The 18,574-nt window shown below is 65.9% G+C and carries 15 protein-coding genes; 13 read left to right on the top strand and 2 right to left on the bottom strand.

Annotated elements, in window-relative coordinates:
• From ACCC94_RS18010 to ACCC94_RS17980, 7 genes are all read left to right on the top strand, one after another.
• Positions 1 to 1,388 (top strand): lipopolysaccharide kinase InaA family protein (locus tag ACCC94_RS18010; protein ID WP_413350854.1); only part of this gene is annotated, 1,388 nt, incomplete at its 5' end.
• 5 nt (positions 1,389 to 1,393) lie between these two features.
• A complete protein-coding gene (locus tag ACCC94_RS18005; protein WP_233297384.1) occupies positions 1,394 to 3,133 on the top strand; it encodes a carbamoyltransferase in 1,740 nt (579 codons plus the stop codon).
• A 16-nt stretch (positions 3,134 to 3,149) separates the two neighbouring features.
• On the top strand, positions 3,150 to 4,118 hold the full coding sequence (locus tag ACCC94_RS18000) for a glycosyltransferase (protein WP_413350853.1): 969 nt from the start codon (positions 3,150 to 3,152) through the stop codon (positions 4,116 to 4,118).
• A 37-nt stretch (positions 4,119 to 4,155) separates the two neighbouring features.
• On the top strand, positions 4,156 to 5,499 hold the full coding sequence (locus ACCC94_RS17995; RefSeq protein ID WP_413350852.1) for a UDP-glucose dehydrogenase family protein: 1,344 nt from the start codon (positions 4,156 to 4,158) through the stop codon (positions 5,497 to 5,499).
• Entirely contained in the window at positions 5,499 to 6,368 is an 870-nt protein-coding gene (locus ACCC94_RS17990) for a hypothetical protein (protein ID WP_413350851.1), read from the top strand. Before ACCC94_RS17995 ends, ACCC94_RS17990 begins: the two co-directional genes overlap by 1 nt.
• Before the next feature lie 6 nt (positions 6,369 to 6,374).
• Positions 6,375 to 6,989 (top strand): hypothetical protein, encoded by a 615-nt coding sequence (locus ACCC94_RS17985; protein WP_413350850.1) that lies wholly within the window; start codon positions 6,375 to 6,377, stop codon positions 6,987 to 6,989.
• An 84-nt stretch (positions 6,990 to 7,073) separates the two neighbouring features.
• Positions 7,074 to 8,243, top strand: coding sequence for an O-antigen ligase family protein (locus ACCC94_RS17980; RefSeq protein WP_413350855.1), 1,170 nt, complete (start codon positions 7,074 to 7,076; stop codon positions 8,241 to 8,243).
• 42 nt (positions 8,244 to 8,285) lie between these two features.
• Here the strand turns inward: ACCC94_RS17980 and ACCC94_RS17975 are convergent, their stop codons facing one another.
• Both ACCC94_RS17975 and ACCC94_RS17970 read right to left on the bottom strand, forming a co-directional pair.
• The gene (locus tag ACCC94_RS17975) at positions 8,286 to 9,149 is read right to left on the bottom strand and encodes a glycosyltransferase (protein ID WP_413350849.1); all 864 of its coding nucleotides are present in this window, start codon (positions 9,147 to 9,149) and stop codon (positions 8,286 to 8,288) included.
• Between the two features lie 47 nt (positions 9,150 to 9,196).
• A complete protein-coding gene (locus ACCC94_RS17970) occupies positions 9,197 to 9,856 on the bottom strand; it encodes a phosphotransferase (protein ID WP_413350848.1) in 660 nt (219 codons plus the stop codon).
• 90 nt (positions 9,857 to 9,946) lie between these two features.
• Between ACCC94_RS17970 and msbA the strand changes: the two genes are divergently transcribed.
• The 6 genes from msbA (at position 9,947) to ACCC94_RS17940 (ending at position 18,491) form a co-directional block, all read left to right on the top strand.
• Complete coding sequence (gene msbA, locus ACCC94_RS17965) at positions 9,947 to 11,785, top strand: lipid A export permease/ATP-binding protein MsbA (RefSeq protein WP_413350846.1); 1,839 nt, start codon at positions 9,947 to 9,949, stop codon at positions 11,783 to 11,785.
• 13 nt (positions 11,786 to 11,798) lie between these two features.
• Positions 11,799 to 12,695, top strand: a complete 897-nt coding sequence (locus ACCC94_RS17960) for a GNAT family N-acetyltransferase (RefSeq protein ID WP_413350845.1) — start codon at positions 11,799 to 11,801, stop codon at positions 12,693 to 12,695.
• Positions 12,696 to 12,863: 168 nt separating this feature from the next.
• Positions 12,864 to 14,276: a PIG-L deacetylase family protein gene (locus ACCC94_RS17955; protein ID WP_413350844.1), complete on the top strand. Its 1,413-nt coding sequence runs from the start codon at positions 12,864 to 12,866 to the stop codon at positions 14,274 to 14,276.
• An 87-nt stretch (positions 14,277 to 14,363) separates the two neighbouring features.
• On the top strand, positions 14,364 to 15,788 hold the full coding sequence (gene hldE / locus ACCC94_RS17950; protein ID WP_413350843.1) for a bifunctional D-glycero-beta-D-manno-heptose-7-phosphate kinase/D-glycero-beta-D-manno-heptose 1-phosphate adenylyltransferase HldE: 1,425 nt from the start codon (positions 14,364 to 14,366) through the stop codon (positions 15,786 to 15,788).
• 203 nt (positions 15,789 to 15,991) lie between these two features.
• Positions 15,992 to 17,275 (top strand): acyl-CoA dehydrogenase family protein, encoded by a 1,284-nt coding sequence (locus ACCC94_RS17945; protein ID WP_413350842.1) that lies wholly within the window; start codon positions 15,992 to 15,994, stop codon positions 17,273 to 17,275.
• Between the two features lie 10 nt (positions 17,276 to 17,285).
• On the top strand, positions 17,286 to 18,491 hold the full coding sequence (locus ACCC94_RS17940; RefSeq protein WP_413350841.1) for an acyl-CoA dehydrogenase family protein: 1,206 nt from the start codon (positions 17,286 to 17,288) through the stop codon (positions 18,489 to 18,491).
• Positions 18,492 to 18,574 lie beyond the last annotated feature (83 nt).

The raw sequence follows: 18,574 nt of genomic DNA, 5'->3' as shown, positions 1-18,574 counted from the left end.
ACCGCGCCGCCCCCCCCGAACCCGGCGATGGCCATGAGCAGGACCAGAAAGGACACCCCCCACCCGATTGCGAGGAACTGGTCGGCGGCAAGGCCGCGCGCCATTTCCAGCGCGAACGCGAGGGCGTGCGCCTGCTCGCCGAGCAGGGCCTGACCACGCCGCAGTTGCTGGCCGATGGCCTGAAGGACGGCGAGGGCGGCTGGCTGCTCTTCGAATTCCTCGATAACGCGCAAAGCCTCTGGGATGCCTGGCGCGCCGTGGAAGGCGAGCCGCTGCTGTCCGACGGCCAGACCGCGGTCATCGCCGAGGCGCTGACCGCCATCGCCCAGCTGCACGCGAAGGGCCTGTGGCAGGAAGACCTGCACCTGGACAACCTGCTGCGCCACGCCGGCAAGCTGTACCTGATCGATGGCGCCGGCATCCGCGCGGAAACCCCCGGGCAACCGCTGTCGCGCAAGCACGTGCTGGAAAACCTCGGCGTGTTCTTCGCCCAGCTGCCGGCGAGCCTCGATCCGTATCTGGAAGAACTGCTGATCCACTACCTGCTGGCCAACGGCGAGCACGCATTGCCGCTGGAAGCCCTGCAGAAGGAAATTGCCAGGGTTCGACGCTGGCGCGTCGGCGACCTGATGAAGAAGATCGCCCGCGACTGCAGCCTGTTCAGCGTGCTCAAGGGGCCTTTCGGCCTGCGCGCGGTGCGCCGCGAGGAAGAGGAAGGGCTGCAGCCGCTGCTGGCCGATCCCGACGCCTTCATTGCCAAGGGACACATTTACAAGACCGGCGGCGCCGCGACTGTGGCCCGCGTCGAGCTCGACGGCCGGCCGCTGGTGGTCAAGCGCTACAACATCAAGAACCTGCTGCACTGGTTCAAGCGCTTCTGGCGCCCCAGCCGCGCCTGGGCTTCCTGGCGCGAGGGCAATCGCCTGGACTTCCTCGGCATCGCCACGCCCAGGCCGCTGGCGGTGATCGAGCGGCGCTGGCTGTGGCTGCGCGGCCCGGCCTTCCTGATTACCGATTACCTGGCGGGTCAGGATATAATCGCCCGTTTCAAACCCTACCTGGACCATCCGGAGGGGGGCGGCCTGCCGCCGGAATCGGATCTTGTGGCCCTGGACAGACTGTTCGCGGCGCTGGTGCGCGAGCGCATCAGCCACGGCGACCTGAAGGGGCACAACCTGTTCTGGCAGGAGCAGGGCGAAGGCGGGCAGTGGTCGTTGATCGACCTCGATGCCATGCAGCGCCACTCGCGAGAAGCGAGCTTCGCCCGCGCCTATGCCCGTGACCGTGCGCGCTTCCTGCGCAACTGGCCAGAGGGCGGCGCACTGCACCGGCTGCTCGACGAACGTTTACCGCGGGTGCCCGGCACCCGCCCAGATGAAAGAGGCTAGACCCTGTGGCATTGACCATCCTCGGCCTGTCCGGCGCCGTAAGCCATGACCCTTCCGCCGCCCTGTACATCGACGGCAAGCTGGTCGCGGCCGTCGAAGAAGAGCGCTTCGTCCGCGACAAGCACGCGAAGAACCGCATGCCCTACGAGTCGGCCAAGTTCTGCCTGGAACAGGCCGGGATCAAGCCGTCGGACGTTGATGTGGTGGCCATTCCCTTCGCCCCCATCAGCATCTTCGACAAGGCCCGCTGGCACTACGCCAAGCGCTACGCCTACGCGCCCGACCGCGCGCTGGACGCCATCCTGCTCGGCAACCGCCGCTACCACCGCTACTACAAGCGCATCCAGTGGTGCCTGCAGCAGCTGGGCTTCGACCTGAAGAAGGTCAAGATCCAGCCGGTCGAGCACCACCTGGCCCACGCCTCCAGCGCCTACCACTGCTCGGGCTTCAAGGAGAAGACGGCGATCCTCGGGATCGACGGCAAGGGTGAGTACGCCACCACCTTCTTCGGCTACGGCGAGAACGGCAAGATCCACAAGATCAAGGAGTTCTACGATCCGGACTCCCTGGGCGGCCTGTACGGCGCGCTGACCGAGTACCTTGGCTTCGACATGCTCGATGGCGAGTTCAAGGTCATGGGCATGGCGCCCTACGGCGACGCCAGCAAGTACGATTTCTCCCGTCTCGCCAAGTTCGAGAACGGTGAGCTGATCATCAACACCGACTACGCCAACGTCATCGGCTTCCGTCGCTACAAGGAAAAGGGCAAGGGCTACTACTTCTCGCCCAAGCTGATCGAGTGGCTCGGTCCGAAGCGTGAAGGCGACATCGCCGACGACCCCTACATCCACTACGCCGCCAGCATCCAGGCCCTGTTCGAGAAGCTGGCGCTGGAAATGATGGATTACTACCTGGGCGACATCATCCGCGAGACCGGCAAGATCGCCTTCGCCGGCGGCTGCGCGCTGAACGTCAAGCTCAACCAGAAGATCATCGCTCGTCCCGAGGTCAAGGAGCTGTACGTGCAGCCCGCGGCCAGCGACGCCGGCACCGCGGTTGGCGCGGCGGCCTATGTGTCGTGGGAGCGTGGCGTGCCGGTCGAGAAGATGGAACACGTCTACCTCGGCCCGGAATACAGCAACGAAGACGTCATCGCCGCCTGCGCCCGCCACGAGGCCAAGCCGCAGTGGCGCAAGATCGACAACGTGCCCGAGCACATCGCCAAGGTGCTGGTCGAAGGCAACCCGGTGGCCTGGTTCCAGGGTCGCCTGGAGTTCGGCCCGCGCGCCCTGGGTGGCCGGTCGATCATCGGCTGCCCGAGCATCGCCGGGGTCGCCGACCGCATCAACGCGCAGATCAAGTTCCGCGAGCGCTGGAGGCCCTTCTGCCCGTCGATGCTCGATACCGTCGGCCCGCAGATGTTCAAGATCGACCACCCGGCGCCGTTCATGACCTTCACCTTCGAAGTCAACGAAGAGTGGAAGACCCGCGTGCCGGAAGTCGTCCACGAAGACGGCACCTCGCGCGCCCAGGTCCTCAAGCGCGAGTTCAACCCGCGCTACTACGACATGATGAAGGAGCTGGAGAAGCTCACCGGCAACGGCGTTGCGCTCAACACCTCGCTCAACCGCCGTGGCGAGCCGATGGTCTGCTCGCCGACCGATGCGCTGAACATGTTCTACGGCTCGGACCTGCAATACCTGATCATGCAGGACATCCTGGTGGTCAAGGACGGCGTGCAGTGACAGGCGGAGCGCCAGCATGCGTGTCCTGATCATCAATCGCCAGGAGCGCGCCCGCTCGCTGGATACCCTCTATGAAGGCCTGATCGCGCTGAACCCCGGTTCGCGCATGATCAAGCTGAGCAAGGAGGAAATCCGCGACCTGCCGCGCACCTTGTCCAACCTGGACACCTCCGGTTACGAGCGGGTGCTCTTCGACATCCCCCTGCGCCGCGCCGCGCACGCCTTCGACAGCGTGCGGGCCCTGCCAGGGCTGGTGTACTACGAGGAGGACGCGTACCAGGAGTTCATGGGCGAGAGCAAGTTCTACGGCAAGTTCCTGCGCTTCTTCCATTCGCTCAAGGGCGCGCCGGTGATCTACACCAGCGAGTCCGTGCGCGGCTATTTCGCCAAGCAGGGCGTCAACGCCCACTTCGTGCCCAAGGCCTTCGACGATCGCCAGCTCAAGGACCTGGGGTTGCCGCGCGACATCGACCTGGCCTTCGTCGGCCGGGTGAAGAGCAAGGTCTATGGCCGGCGCAAGGAACTGCTCGACCGCGTGGCCGAGCAGACCCCGCTGCAACTGCTGCGTACCGAGAATCCCGACGAGTACCTGACGGTGCTCAACCGCATCCGCTTCTTCCTCAGCGCGGATATCGGCTTCAACGAGTACATGGCGAAGAATTTCGAGGCCATGGCCTGCGGCAGCGTGCTGGTCGCCAAGCGCCAGCCCACCGAGGACTCGCTGCTCGGGCTGCTCGACATGCAGAACGTGGTGCACTACGACACGCTCGAAGAGCTGATGGAGAAGTACCGCCAGCTGCTGGCCGATCCACAGCGAGCCGAAGCCATCGCGCGTGCCGGGCATGACCTGGTGTTCGAGCGACATCGCCTGAGCCAGCGCGCCGAAGCCTTCTCGAAAGTCCTCGCGCTGCCCCACCCGAATCCCCAAGGAATCAGCCGGCCGGGTCTTCTCCGTCGGCTCGGGTCGCTGTTCTCCCGCGCCTGAGGCGCGGGCGGCGGCCTCGCAACAGCAGGGTCTGAGCATGAAAATCACGATCTTCGGAAGCGGTTATGTCGGTCTGGTGACCGGCGCCTGCCTGGCCGACGCCGGCCACCAGGTGATCTGCGTCGACACCAACAGCGAGCGCACGCAGATGCTGTGCCGGGGCGAGATCCCGATCTACGAGCCGGGCCTGGACGTCATGGTGCGCAACAACCTGGCCGCCGGACGCATCCACTTCACCGAGGACGCCGCCGACGCCATCGCCTTCGGCACGCTGCTGTTCATCGCCGTCGGCACCCCGCCGGACGAGAACGGCTCCGCCGACCTGACCTACGTGCTCAACGTGGCGCGCACCATCGGCCAGCACATCGATGGCTACAAGGTGGTGGTGAACAAGTCCACCGTGCCGGTCGGCACCGCCGACAAGGTGCAGGCAGCGGTGCTCGACGAGCAGCGCAAGCGTGGCGCCGACTTCCGCTTCGATGTCTGCTCGAACCCCGAATTCCTCAAGGAAGGCGCCGCCATCGAGGACTTCACTCGCGGCCCGCGCATCGTGGTCGGCACCGATTCGGAAGAGGTGCGCAGCCTGATGCGCGAATGCTACGCGCCCTACAACCGCAACCATGACAAGCTGTTCTTCATGGGCGTGCGCGCTTCCGAGCTGACCAAGTACGCGGCCAACGCGATGCTCGCGACCAAGATCAGCTTCATGAACGAGATCGCCAATATCGCCGAGCGGGTGGGCGCCGACGTGGAACAGGTGCGCCTGGGGATCGGTTCCGATCCGCGCATCGGCTATCACTTCATCTATCCCGGCTGCGGCTATGGCGGCTCCTGCTTCCCGAAGGACGTGCAGGCGCTGGAACGTACCGCCGGTGAAATCGGCTACGACGCCGAACTGCTGCGTGCGGTCGAGCGGGTCAACGACCGGCAGAAGCATGTGCTGCTGCGCAAGCTGCTGCAGGCCTTCGACGGAGAGCTGTCCGGGCTCACCGTGGGTATCTGGGGCCTGGCCTTCAAGCCCAATACCGATGACATCCGCGAGGCTCCCAGTCGTGTGCTGATGGAAGCGCTGTGGGAGCGCGGTGCCCGCGTACGCGCCTACGACCCGGTGGCCTCCCACGAGATCGGCCGCGTCTACGGCGAGCGCGCCGACCTGGAGCTGGTCGGCAGCCGCGAGGCGGTCCTCGAAGGCGCGGACGTGCTGGTGATCTGCACCGAATGGAAGGAGTTCCGCGCGGTGGACTTCGCCTGGCTGGCCGCTACCCTGCGCCGTCCGGTGATCATCGACGGCCGCAACCTGTATAACCCCGACGAGGTTCGCGCAGCCGGCCTGATGTACTACGCGGTGGGCCGTGGCGACTCCCTGGAGCGCAGCGCCTGATGGGGCGCGGCTCCCAGGGCTCGAAGCTCGCCCGCAAGGTTCGCAAGTACCGCACCCGCCTGCAGCGCAAGTGGCTGTTGCTGCGCTACGCACTGGCCAACCGCTTCGGCTCGCGGCGGGTGGTCGCCGAGGGTGGCCCGGTCGTTTCGCTGACCAGCTATTCGACGCGGCTGCGCAAGGTGCACATCACGCTGGAATCCATCGCCGCGGGCGACCTGCTGCCTTCGCGGCTGATCCTCTGGGTCGATGAGGAAAAGACCCTCGCCGACCTGCCTGCGCCGCTGCGGCGCCTGCAGGCGCGCGGCCTGGAAGTAAAGCGCTGCAATAATTACGGGCCGCACAAGAAGTATTTTCCCTACGTTCAGGATGAGAGAATCGGCGCGCCGCTGGTGACCGCGGACGATGACGTGCTCTATCCCGGCAGCTGGCTCGCCGGCCTGCAGGCGGCCCATGAACAGACCCCTGACCAGGTGGTCTGCTACATGGCCAAGCGGATCGGCATCGAGAATGGCGTGATCCAGCCCTATCACGGCTGGGCCACCCAGCTGGACAAGACGCCCAGCGTGCGCAACTTCGCCATCGGCGTTTCCGGCGTACTCTACCCGGCTGCGCTGCAGCAGGTGCTCAAGGACGAAGGCGAGGCCTTCGTCGAGGTGACGCCGAAGGCCGATGACATCTGGCTGCACTGGCATGCCCTGCGTTCGGGAACGCGGGTGCGGCAGATTTCCGACAGCGACGAGCATTTCCTCAGCGTGCCGGGAACCCAGGATATTGCCCTGTACAGTTCGAACCTCAAGCAGGGCGGCAACGACCAGGTGATTGCAAGGCTCTATACGGCGGACGATATCGCCACCCTGTTGAAGGACTGACACTCGATGCTGGCTGCCGCACAACAATCCCTGGAGCGGGTTTCGCCGGAACTGCTGGCGCGCATCGTCGCGTCGCGCCGGGTAGTCCTGCTGGCGAACAATCCGGCGATCACCCGCGAGCACATCGATGCACTGGCGCTCTGCCCGGATGATCTGGTGGTGAGTTTCAATAAGTGCCGCAACCGCACGTTGCTGCGCCGCCAGTGGCACAACCTGTTCATCCACCGCCACAACTACCGCAAGAGCGGCTATTTCGGTTTCCCCTACAAGGGCTGGCTGCGCCTGTTCCCCTGGTTCAATTCACGTTTCCACAGTCTCCTGCTGGGTGGAGAGGTGGAGGCGTTGCCGCCCTCGCATCGCGCCGCGTCGTTCCTGCCCCTGCGCCAGCCGTTCCCGGCGCTGGAGGGCTACCCGTACGAGCGCCTGCCGACCCGCGGCGGTCCGTCCACCGGCTTCTATGCCGTGGCGTTCTTCGACTATGTGAAGCGTCTCAAGCAGGCGGATTACGAAATCGTCCTGGTCGGATTCTCCGACGAGGGTGGTTCCTTCTGGGATGGCCACGCCTGGGACTTCGAGCGGGAGTGGACCCGTACCTCCGGCGTTACCGTCATCAAACTCTGATTCCCGACGGCGATGCGCCGTCGATCACTGACTTGCCAGCGTGGTGTTATGCAACTCGAAAGAAGGTCGGATTGGTTGAAACTGGTGGGGCTGGCCTTCGCCGTCATTACCCTGAGCATGCTGGTGGTAGGGCGCTTCTGGTGGCCCACCGAGAACGGCGACTGGCTGAAAAGCATCCGCCTGGGTTCGTTCCTGGCGGTGATCTTCCTCTCGCTGCAACTGTTCCGCGAGCGCGCACGCCTGACGACGCTGCCATTCCTGCTCTACATGGTGTTCTGGATCGGGCTGCTGCTCAACTCGATCCTGACCGATTCGCCCAGCTCGGTGAAACAGCTGCTGGTGATCCTGTTCTTCACCTGGGCAGTGATGATCATGGGCGGACGGGAGAGTCGGGCATGGCTCTTCGTGCTGGGCCTGGACGCACTGGCCGGCGCCGGCTTCGCCGGTTTCTCCCTGGCCAACAAGGCACTGCAGGGCCAGTTCGAGCTCGGCTACCGGATGATGAACATCAAGGACTCCGGGGTGCCCGGCATCGCCGACTTCGGCATCACCATCGAGGCGGGCATGCACTATGCCTTCTGCTTCATCGTTGCGGTCTGGTTGCTGATGCGCGCGCGCAACTGGACGATGCGCACGGTGTGGCTGGCCTGCAGCCTGGTGCTGTTCACCTACCTGTATTTCACATTTGCCCGTTCCGCCTGGGTTGCCGGCCTGATGGGCGCCGGCGTGCTGGTGCTGTGCATGACCCAGGGGCGCCAGCGAGTCTTCGCCGTGGGGCTGTCGGTGCTCGCCGGCCTCGCGGTGCTGGTCTTCGCGTTCGAGCAGGTCATGTACGAGTTCGGCTCTCGCGGGCTGACGCACCGCGACGAGATCTGGCGCGTAGTGTTCGAGCGCATCGGCGAGGCCTGGTGGTTCGGTCACGGCTCGCACACCGAGCTGGGCAAGGTCGTTCTGTCCACCGGGCAGGTGGTGCGCAACCCGCACAGTCTCTACCTGGAAGTGCTCTACCAGTTCGGCCTGGTCGGCCTGGTCACGATGCTGCTGGCCATGGCTGCCTGCATCTGGGGCGCGTGGAAAGCCCGTTCGGAGTTTTCCAGGCTGTGGTTCTCGGTGATGGTGTCGGCCGCGGTGGTGATGACCGTCGAGCTGCACTTCTTTGTCGCGGCGCCGAACCTGGTGTGGATGTGGTTCTGGTTGCCGATGGCAGGTTGCCTGGCGGTAGCGACCCAGCATCGGGTCGAACAGCGCCCTTGAGGAAGACAGCCATCACGCCGGGCGGCGTGATGGCTGGTGGGATCAGCGGCCGAACAGGCGGCTGAGCAGCCCGCCGCTCTTCTTGCCGCGGGTCACGTCATTGCCCTTGTAGTTCTTCTGCGAAGCCTTGGTGATGGCGCCGAAGCGTTGCTTCACCTTGTAGCTGTCCAGTGAGTAGCCGGCGGCAAGGGCTTCGGCGAGGTAGCGGTCGAACAGCTCGATCAGGTCCTTGCGCGGGTGATCGAAGACCGCGCCGTCGAACCAGTGCTTCTCGCCCTGGCTTTCCAGTCGCTTGAACGAGTGCTTGTGCGACAGCTGGGTGCCGATGTCCGAATAGTGCAGGATCTTGATCGCGTCGATCGGATGACCTTCGCCGTCGATGTTGTTGAACTGGGTGTCGAACGCCTGGATCAGCTGGGTGTGATCACGGAAGTAGTCGCGCAGCTTGTGGTGCGCCTTGCGATCGCTGCGGATCTCTTCCAGCGGCGGCAGGTGTGCCCTGGCAGCGGCGCAGTCCCACATCGACACGCAGAAACGCCAGGATTCCTCGCCGCCCTTGGCCATGACGATCTTGCCCGGCTCGAAAGGCGTGTTCCACAGCTCGGCGATGTCACTGAGGATCACCACGTCGGCGTCCATGTAGATCGCCCGGCCCTCGAAGTTGCAGAACGCCGGAATGGCCCAGCGGAAGCCGGAGAACGGCGTGGTCCAGTCGTCGCTGCGCCAGCCCTCGGCCTGCTCGGGCCTGGAGTACCAGAAGCTCTGCGGGTCGCGGGACAGCTGCATCCAGTGAATGTCGACCGGCTGGCTGGCGTGCTTCCGCAGGCTGTACTCGAGCACCATCATCTGTTCTAGATCGCAGTCGTTCGGATCGCATCCGACGAAGATCTTCATCGTTTCGCTCATTTTCGGACATTCCCTGATCTGGGTGGAGGCTCGCTCCCGTTGTCTGGTTACGCCCCGGCGCCTTGGTATTCGGCGATGAGCTCGCGGCTGTCCAGGGTCGTACTGGTGTTCTTGTTATAGAAGTCGAAGAAGGCCGCCAGACCCAGCTTGCGGATCAGGCCGAGATCCTTCTTGTAGCGCAGCAAGTGCTTGAAATTACGTTTTCGCAGGGCACGGGACAAGGGCGCCGAACGGGTCCTCAGGTCGGACAGGTCGATCAGTCCGTACTCGCCGGAAGGCGTCAGGATCACGTTGCCCAGGTGCAGCGAGCGGAAGTAGATGCCCAGGTCGTGCAGGCGCGCGATGAACGCCGCCAGCTCGCGCAGCATCTGCAGCTGGCGCTCGGGCTCCTGGGTCGGGATGTAGCTGCGCAGGGTGTGCCCCGGCAGTGGCTCGTAGCGCACGGCCGTGCGCTCGATGTCCGGGAAGCTGTAGGTGCGCAGGGGCCTGGGGCAGGGAATGCCCTTGGCGGAGAGCGCCAGGCAGTTGTTCTGGAAGCGCTTGTCCGGCGGCGAGAGCAGGGCTGTTGAAATCAGCCGCTTGCGCCGGAACAGCTTGAGGAAGCTGCCGTCGCGCAGGTGCAGCACCTTGTCGCCGTGGGGGTCGCGTTCGATGACTTCGGCGCCGTCGACGAGTGAAAGATAGGAGGAATCGTCGAGGGCGTTCATCGGGACAGACTGTCAGACCTGGGGGCAACATGGAGTGGGACGGCGGTGGTATTATCCGCAGTCTTCTTACGACAAGGCAGCTTGCACTTCATGAGTGATTCTCCCCGGAGCGCCCAGCCGGTGTCCAGCATCAAGATCTACTTCCGCCTGCTCTCCTACGTGCGCCCCTACATGGGCCTGTTCGCACTGAGCATCGTTGGCTTCCTGATCTTCGCTGCCACCCAGCCGATGCTAGCCGGCATCCTCAAGTACTTCGTCGACGGCCTGACCAATCCGGACGCCGCGCTGTTCCCCGACGCCCCATGGGCCTGGCTGCGGGACCTGGAACTGCTCTACGCCGTGCCGCTGCTGGTGGTGCTGATTGCCGTCTGGCAAGGCGTCGGCTCGTTCCTGGGCAACTATTTCCTGGCCAAGGTTTCCCTCGGGCTGGTCCATGACCTGCGCGTGGAGCTGTTCAACAACCTGTTGACCCTTCCCAACCGCTATTTCGACCGGCACAACTCCGGCCATCTGATTTCACGCATTACCTTCAACGTGACCATGGTCACCGGCGCTGCGACCGACGCCATCAAGGTGGTGATCCGCGAAGGCATGACCGTGGTCTTCCTGTTCGCCTCGCTGCTGTACATGAACTGGAAGCTGACCCTGGTGATGCTGGCGATCCTGCCGGTCATCGCCGTGATGGTGACCAGCGCCAGCCGCAAGTTCCGCAAGCAGAGCAAGAAGATCCAGGTGGCCATGGGCGACGTCACGCACGTCGCCTCCGAGACCATCCACGGTTACCGGGTGGTCCGCAGCTTCGGTGGCGAACCCTACGAGAGCAAGCGCTTCCTCAAGGTGAGCAACGACAACACCAAGAAGAACCTGCGCATGAACAAGACCTCGGCGGTCTACACGCCGATGCTGCAGCTGGTGATCTACAGCGCCATGGCCGTGCTGCTCTACCTGGTGCTGCTGCTGCGTGGCGATGCCACCGCCGGCGAGCTGGTCGCCTACATTTCCATGGCGGGCCTGCTGCCCAAGCCGATTCGCCAGCTCTCGGAAGTCAGCTCGACCATCCAGAAGGGCGTGGCCGGCGCGGAGAGTATCTTCGACCAGCTCGACCAGGAGCAGGAAGTGGACAACGGCACCGCCGAGCGCGAGCGCGTCAGCGGTCGCCTGGAAGTGCGCAACCTCAGCTTCACCTATCCGGGTACCCAGAAGCAGGTCCTCAACGACCTGAACTTCACCGTCGAGCCCGGCCAGATGGTCGCCCTGGTCGGCCGCTCGGGCAGCGGCAAGTCGACGCTGGCCAACCTGATCCCGCGCTTCTATGCGCACAGCGACGGTCAGATCCTGCTCGATGGCCTGGACGTCGAGGACTACAAGCTGCGCAACCTGCGCAAGCACATCGCGCTGGTCACCCAGCAGGTCAACCTGTTCAACGACAGCGTGCTGAACAACATCGCGTATGGCGACCTGGCCAGCAAGCCGCGCGAAGCAGTGGAGAAGGCGGCTGACGATGCCTTCGCCCGCGAGTTCATCGACCGCCTGCCCGAAGGGTTCGACACCGAAGTCGGCGAGAACGGCGTGATGCTCTCCGGCGGCCAGCGCCAGCGCCTGGCGATTGCCCGCGCGCTGCTCAAGGATGCGCCGGTGCTGATCCTCGACGAGGCCACCTCGGCGCTGGACACCGAGTCCGAGCGGCACATCCAGGCCGCGCTGGAAAAGGTCATGGAAGGCCGCACCACCCTGGTCATCGCCCACCGCCTGAGCACCATCGAGGCGGCGGACCTGATCCTGGTGATGGACCAGGGCCACATCGTCGAACGGGGTTCCCACGACGAACTGATCGCCCAGAACGGTTACTACGCCCGCCTGCATGCCCGCCAGTTCGCTGACGATCCGGTGGACGGCGCCGAAGAAGCCCCGGTCGAGCAGCCGGTATGACGCAGCCGCGCACATGCTGAACCGTCTGCGAATCTTCCGCGAGCGCGGCTGGACGCCCATCGCGGAGGCGGACTATGCCGCCGCCTGGCAGCGCTTCGGCGGCAGCGTCGCCACCCACCCCGACGTGGTCGCGCGGCTGGCACACCTGGCCGGTATTCCGGTGCGCTACCTGGGCTGGTTCGAAGGCGATGAACTGCGCGCCGCCGTGCCGACCTGGGGGCACAACCTGGCGCTGTCCAAGGACGTGCTCAAGCGCGAGGGCAAGAAGGCGCTGTTCGACCTGGGCAATGCCGAAATCATCCTGCCCATCGCCGAAGGTGCGCGCATCGAGCTGCGCCATCGGGTGCGTTACCTCTCCGAGCTCAATCGCGAGCAGGTCAGCGACGCCCGCGAGCAGCCCGAGCAACTGGCGATGAACCGCGCGCCGGCCGACTTCTCGAAGAAGTTCCGCTACAACCAGCGCCGCGAACAGCGCCTGCTGGAAGAGGCGGGCGGCGTGCTGCAGCCCATGAGCGAGCTGAGCCCCGAGGAACAGGCGAGCATCTATGCCGACCTGTTCCAGCGCCGCTGGGAGTTCGAAGTGCCGGGCAAGGCGCGGCTGGCCGAAGTCTTCGGCCTGATGCGCGAATTCATGCGCGGTTCGCTGGTACGCCTGGACGGCAAGCCGGTGGCGATCCAGATTCTCTATCGGGTCGAAGCGCCGAAGTGGGTCAGCGTCGAATACATCAACGGCGGCGTGGCGCCGGAAAACCGCGAGTTCAGCCCCGGCAGCGTGCTCAGCTTCGTCAATACCCAGGAAGCCTGGGCGGAAGCCGAGGCGCTGGGCAAGCCGCTGCGCTACTCCTTCGGCCGCGCCGACCGTGAATACAAGGACCGCTGGTGTCACCGCGTGCCGGTGTTCCAGGTCTGAAGTCAGGCTCTTCGTAGGAGCGAGCTTGCTCGCGAACCGCATGACACGTCCGTGCCATGCGGAACACTGTTCGCGAGCAAGCTCGCTCCTACAGTTCATGCACGGTGCCTTGGCCTGTGCGCAGGAGCGGACTCCGTCCGCGCTCGGTATCAACGGAGAAAAACCACCGTGTCCGGCCGTAAACAGCACCTGCTCAAACAGCACCGCCGCAAGAAGCGCGCGGTCCTGCTCGTCGCCCTGCTGGCGCTGATCCTGCTGGGTATCTTCGCGCCCTGGTGGAGCGTGCCGCTGGCCGTGCTGCTCGGCTGGGTCGCCCATGAAGCCTGGTTCGCCGACCACCTCTTCTATTCGCCGCGCGACGACTACCGCTACGACTTCCCCGAGGGCTCCATCGCCCTGCCGGTGTCGCTCGGCCCGCACGGCCTGCATGTCGCCACCGGCGCGCTGCCGGAGAACGAGGAGACGCTGGTGCTGGAGATCGAGGTCAGGGCCTCGCTGCTCGGCCGCTGGCTGGACCCGCAGGTGCTGATCGAAGGCGTCGAGTCCGATCGCCAGGACTTCGAGCGTGGCGTCAACGGCAGGCGCTACATCAACCTGTCCGGCCAGGGTGAAGCGCTGCGCTCCGGCCATCTGCGCCTGCGCAGCCGTCATTGCCGGCTGGCGCAGCAGGGCGTGCTGCACGCCTTCCACAACCCCGACTATGCCCAGCAGCGCCTGCTGATCATCGCGCCCCACGCGGACGACGCCGAGCTGGCCGCCTTCGGTCAGTACAGCCGCTGCCCGGAGGCCTGGATCGTCACCCTGACCCAAGGCGAGATCGAGGCCGAGCACTACCAGCGCCTGGGGCTGGACAAGGCTGCCGCCGCCCGGCTGAAGGGCCGCCTGCGCACCTGGGACAGCATTGCCGCGCCGCTCTGGGGTGGGGTGCCGGCCGAGCGCTGCGTGCAGCTGGGCTACTACTGCCTGCAACTGCCGGCCATGGCCGCCGAGCCGAGCCAGGCGTTCGGCTCGAAGGAATCCGGCGAGGTCGATATTCGCAGCGTGCGCGGCTTCAATCCGTTCGCGCTGCCAGCCGACAGCGACGGCGCACCGACCTGGCTGAACCTGGTGGCCGACCTCACCGCGCTAATCGAACGCATCCGCCCGGAAGTGATCCTCACCGCGCACCCGGAACTGGACCCCCATGCTGACCACGTGCAAGCCACCCGGGCGACGCTGGAGGCGATCTCGCGCAGCAGCTGGAAGCCGCAGACCCTGCTGCTTTACGCCAACCACCTGCACGACAACGACCGCTGGCCCATGGGCCCGGCCGACGGCGGCATCGCCCTGCCGCCTTGTATCGAGGCATTACCGGCCGACCCGCTGTGGAGCCCGGTGCTGGATGCCGCGACCCGCATCGACAAGGCCCAGGCCCTGGCCCTGCAGCATGACCTGCAGACCCCGCTCAGCGGCAAGAAGCGCCTGCGCCGGCTGATCCAGCGCGTGCTCGCCGGGCGCCAGTGGCCGGTCACCGGCGACGACGAGTTCTTCCGCAAGGCGGTGCGCCGCCACGAGCTGTTCTGGGTACGCAAAGTCCCGTAACCATCGCCGCGACCGCCCGGTGTTCGGCGCAAGTCGCACTGGGCGGCTATGGTATTATCCGCGGCGATTTCGACCTGCGGAGTTCCCATGAAATTGACCATGCCCCGATTCGATCAGGCCCCCGTGCTGGTGGTAGGCGACGTGATGCTCGACCGCTACTGGCACGGCGCGACCTCGCGCATCTCGCCCGAGGCGCCGGTGCCCGTGGTGCGGGTCGAGCAGCATGAGGATCGTCCCGGTGGCGCCGCCAACGTCGCGCTGAACCTCGCCGCCCTCGGCGCCCCGGCCTTCCTGGTCGGCGTCACCGGCGTCGACGAAGCTGCCGACAGCCTGAGCGACAGCCTGCAGGCGGTGGGCGTGACCACCCGCTTCCAGCGCATCGCTGGCCAGCCGACCATCGTCAAGCTGCGGGTCATGAGCCGCCACCAGCAACTGCTGCGCGTGGACTTCGAGGAAGCCTTCCGCACCGACGCCGTGGCGCTGTCCGCCGACGTCGAGGCGCTGCTCGACCAGGTCCGCGTTCTGGTGCTCTCCGACTACGGCAAGGGCGCACTGAAGAACCACCAGCAACTGATCCAGGCTGCCCGCCAGCGCGGCATCCCGGTGCTGGCCGATCCCAAGGGCAAGGACTTCGCCATCTACCGCGGCGCCAGCCTGATCACCCCGAACCTCTCCGAATTCGAAGCCATCGTCGGTCGCTGCACTGATGAGGCCGATCTGGTCGCCAAGGGCCAGCAACTGATGACCGAGCTGGAACTCGGCGCGCTGCTGGTCACCCGTGGCGAACACGGCATGACCTTGCTGCGTCCCGGCCACAACGCCCTGCACCTGCCGGCCCGTGCCCGCGAAGTGTTCGACGTCACCGGCGCCGGCGACACCGTGATTTCCACCCTGGCCGGCGCCATCGCTGCCGGCGAGGACCTGCCGCAGGCCGTGGCCCTGGCCAATCTCGCTGCCGGCATAGTGGTCGGCAAGCTGGGTACCGCTGCCATCAGCGCCCCGGAACTGCGCCGCGCCGTACAGCGCGAGCAGGGCTCCGAGCGTGGCGTACTGAGCCTCGAGCAACTGCTGCTGGCCATCGAGGACGCCCGCGCGCACGGCGAGAAGATCGTCTTCACCAACGGCTGCTTCGACATCCTCCACGCCGGCCACGTGACCTACCTCGAACAGGCGCGCGCCCAGGGCGACCGCCTGATCGTCGCGACCAACGACGACGCCTCGGTAACCCGCCTGAAAGGCCCCGGCCGCCCGATCAACAGCGTCGACCGCCGCATGGCTGTGCTCGCTGGCCTCGGCGCAGTGGACTGGGTTGTCAGCTTCGCCGAGGACACCCCCGAGCGGCTGCTTACCGAAGTCCGCCCGGACGTGCTGGTGAAGGGTGGCGACTACGGCGTCGAGCAGGTGGTCGGCGCCGATATCGTCAAGGCCTACGGCGGCGAAGTCCGCGTGCTGGGCCTGGTGGAAAACAGCTCCACCACTGCCATTGTCGAGAAGATTCGCCACCAGGGCTGATCATAGGGCTTGTTGTAGGAGCGAGCTTGCTCGCGAACCGCATGACACGACAGTGCCAGGCGGAACACCGTTCGCGAGCAAGCTCGCTCCTACAAGTCTCCCCACTGACCGCATTGCCAGCACAGGGCGGCAAAGCGGTCATGGTCCCTCCGCCAATTCCCGGCGCATGATCGGGGCATCCACCCTCCGCGGAGCGAGATGCCATGACCACCGACGTGCAGGGCCGCGCCCTGGCCGTGCTGAACCGTGTCGCCCAGGCCGACTGGCCGGATCGACTCAAGCTGCGCAAGCCCTTCGAACGACTCCTCTATAGCGGCAGCCGCACCGGCTTCCGGCTGGCCAGCGAGCGCGCCGCCAAACAGCCCAAGACCCCACGCAAGGCAGACCCGGACGGGCTGTTCGACCTGTCCCTGTCCGACGAGCAGCAGATGCTGGTGGAGATGCTCGAAGGCTTCGCCGCCGAAGTGCTGCGTCCGGCCGCCCACGACGCTGATGCCAAGGCCAGCCTGAGCCTTGAGCTGCTGGCCCAGGCGCAGGAACTGGGCCTGACCCACTACGGCGTCAGCGAAGTGCACGGCGGCATGGCCGGCGAGCGCACCGTGGTGACCAACGCGCTGATCGCCGAATCCCTCGCCCGTGGCGACCTGAGCCTGGCCGTTGCGCTGCTGGTGCCGTTGTCGGCGGCCAACTGCATTCGCCGCTGGGCCTCCCCGCAACAACAGGCGCGCTGGCTGCCGGCCTTTGTCGGTGACGACGCTGCGCCGCTGATTGCCATCGCAGTGAACGAGCCGCAGCTGCTGGCCGATCCACTGCGCCTGTCCACCAAGGCGCGCAAGCGTGGTTCGAGCTACACGCTGTCTGGCGAAAAATGCCTGGTGGTGCGCGGCGTGGATGCGCAGAAGCTGATCGTCGCGGCGGATGCCGGCGACGGCCCGGCGCTGTTCCTCATCGATACCCGCGCCAAGGGCGTCGAAGTGCGCGCCGAACCGGCCATGGGCCTGAAGGCCACCGGCACCGCGCGGGTTCGCTTCAAGGGCGTGAAGGTTCCGGCCGAACAGCGGCTGGCGGCGGAGCGCTTCGACTACCAGGCCTTCCTCGACTACACCGCGCTGGCCTGGTGTGCGCTGGCCGTCGGCACCGGGCAGGCCGCGCTGGACTACGTGATCACCTACTGCAACGAGCGCGAGGCCTTCGGCGAGCCGATCAGTCATCGCCAGGGCGTCGCCTTCATGGTCGCCGACATCGCCATCGAGCTGGACGCCATGCGCCTGATGGTCTGGCGCGCCTGCGCGCTGGCCGAGCGTGGCCAGGCGTTCCACCGCGAGGCTTATCTGGCGAAGCTGCTCTGCGCCGAGAAGGCGATGAAGATAGGCACCGACGCGGTGCAACTGCTCGGCGGCCACGGTTTCACCCAGGAACACCCGGCCGAGCGCTGGTACCGCGACCTGCGCGCCGTCAGCCTGATGGCTGGCGGCCTGCACCTGTAAGGAGCCTTGCATGTACCTCGAGACGCCAAAGAAATTCCGCACCTTGCAGAACCAGGCCCGCCAGGTGGCGGAGAACTACCTGCGACCCATATCGCGCAAGTACGACAAGGCCGAGCACGCCTACCCCAAGGAGCTGGACCTGCTGGCCGCGCTGCTGGACGGCATGAACGCCGGGTCGCCCGACGCCGTGGGCGCGACCTCGGCCAGCAAGCGCAAGGCTGGCGCGGAGGAGGGGGTGAAGAACGGCGGCAACCTCTCCGCCTGCCTGGGCGTAATGGAGATGTGCTGGGGCGACACCGGCCTGCTGCTGGCGATGCCGCGCCAGGGCCTGGGCAACGCCGCCATCGCCGCGGTGGCCAACGAGGAGCAGCTCAAGCGCTTCTCCGGTACCTGGGCGGCCATGGCCATCACCGAGCCGGGTTGCGGCTCGGACTCGGCGGCGATCCGCACCACTGCTTCTCGCGATGGTGATCATTACCTGCTCAATGGCGAGAAGATATTCGTCACCTCCGGCGCCCGCGCCGACGCGGTTGTGGTCTGGGCAACCCTGGACAAGAACCTGGGGCGCGCGGCGATCAAGTCGTTCGTGGTTGAGAAGGGCACGCCGGGCATGACAGTCACCCGCCTGGAAAAGAAGCTCGGCATCAAGGCCTCGGACACCGCGTCCATCAGCTTCAGCGACTGCCGCGTGCCGGCCGCCAACCTGCTGGGCAATGTCGAGATCGACGTGCAGAAAGGTTTCGCCGGGGTGATGGAAACCTTCGACAACACCCGTCCGCTGGTGGCTGCCATGGCCATCGGCGTGGCCAAGGCTTCGCTGGATCGCACCCGCGAGCTGCTGAAGAAAGCCGGTTGCCGCTTCGATTATCGCCAGCCGCTGCTCGGCGCCAGTCATGCCGAAGCCACGCTGTATCGCCTGGAAGCCGAATGGGAAGCGGCACGCCTGCTGACCCTGAAGGCTGCCTGGATGGCTGACAACCGCCAGCCCAACTCCAAGGAGGCTTCCATCGCCAAGGCCAAGGCCGGGCGGGTGGCCAACGAGGTGACGCTGAAATGCGTCGAGCTGGCCGGCGCGCTGGGTTATGGGGAAGAGGAGTTGCTGGAGAAATGGGCGCGGGATTCGAAGATCCTCGACATCTTCGAAGGCACCCAGCAGATCCAGCTGCTGATCGTGGCGCGACGGTTGCTGGGCAAGAGTTCCAGTCAGCTGAAGTGACGACGGTTCTTTTCGTAGGAGCGAGCTTGCTCGCGAACCAGATCAACCGGCCATGCCGGCATTGGGCGGTTCGCGAGCAAGCT

The sequence above is a fragment of the Pseudomonas sp. Pseusp97 genome, assembly GCF_047304025.1.
In the GTDB taxonomy this organism is placed as follows: Bacteria; Pseudomonadota; Gammaproteobacteria; order Pseudomonadales; family Pseudomonadaceae; genus Pseudomonas.
This window is presented reverse-complemented; position numbering and strand designations above follow the sequence as displayed.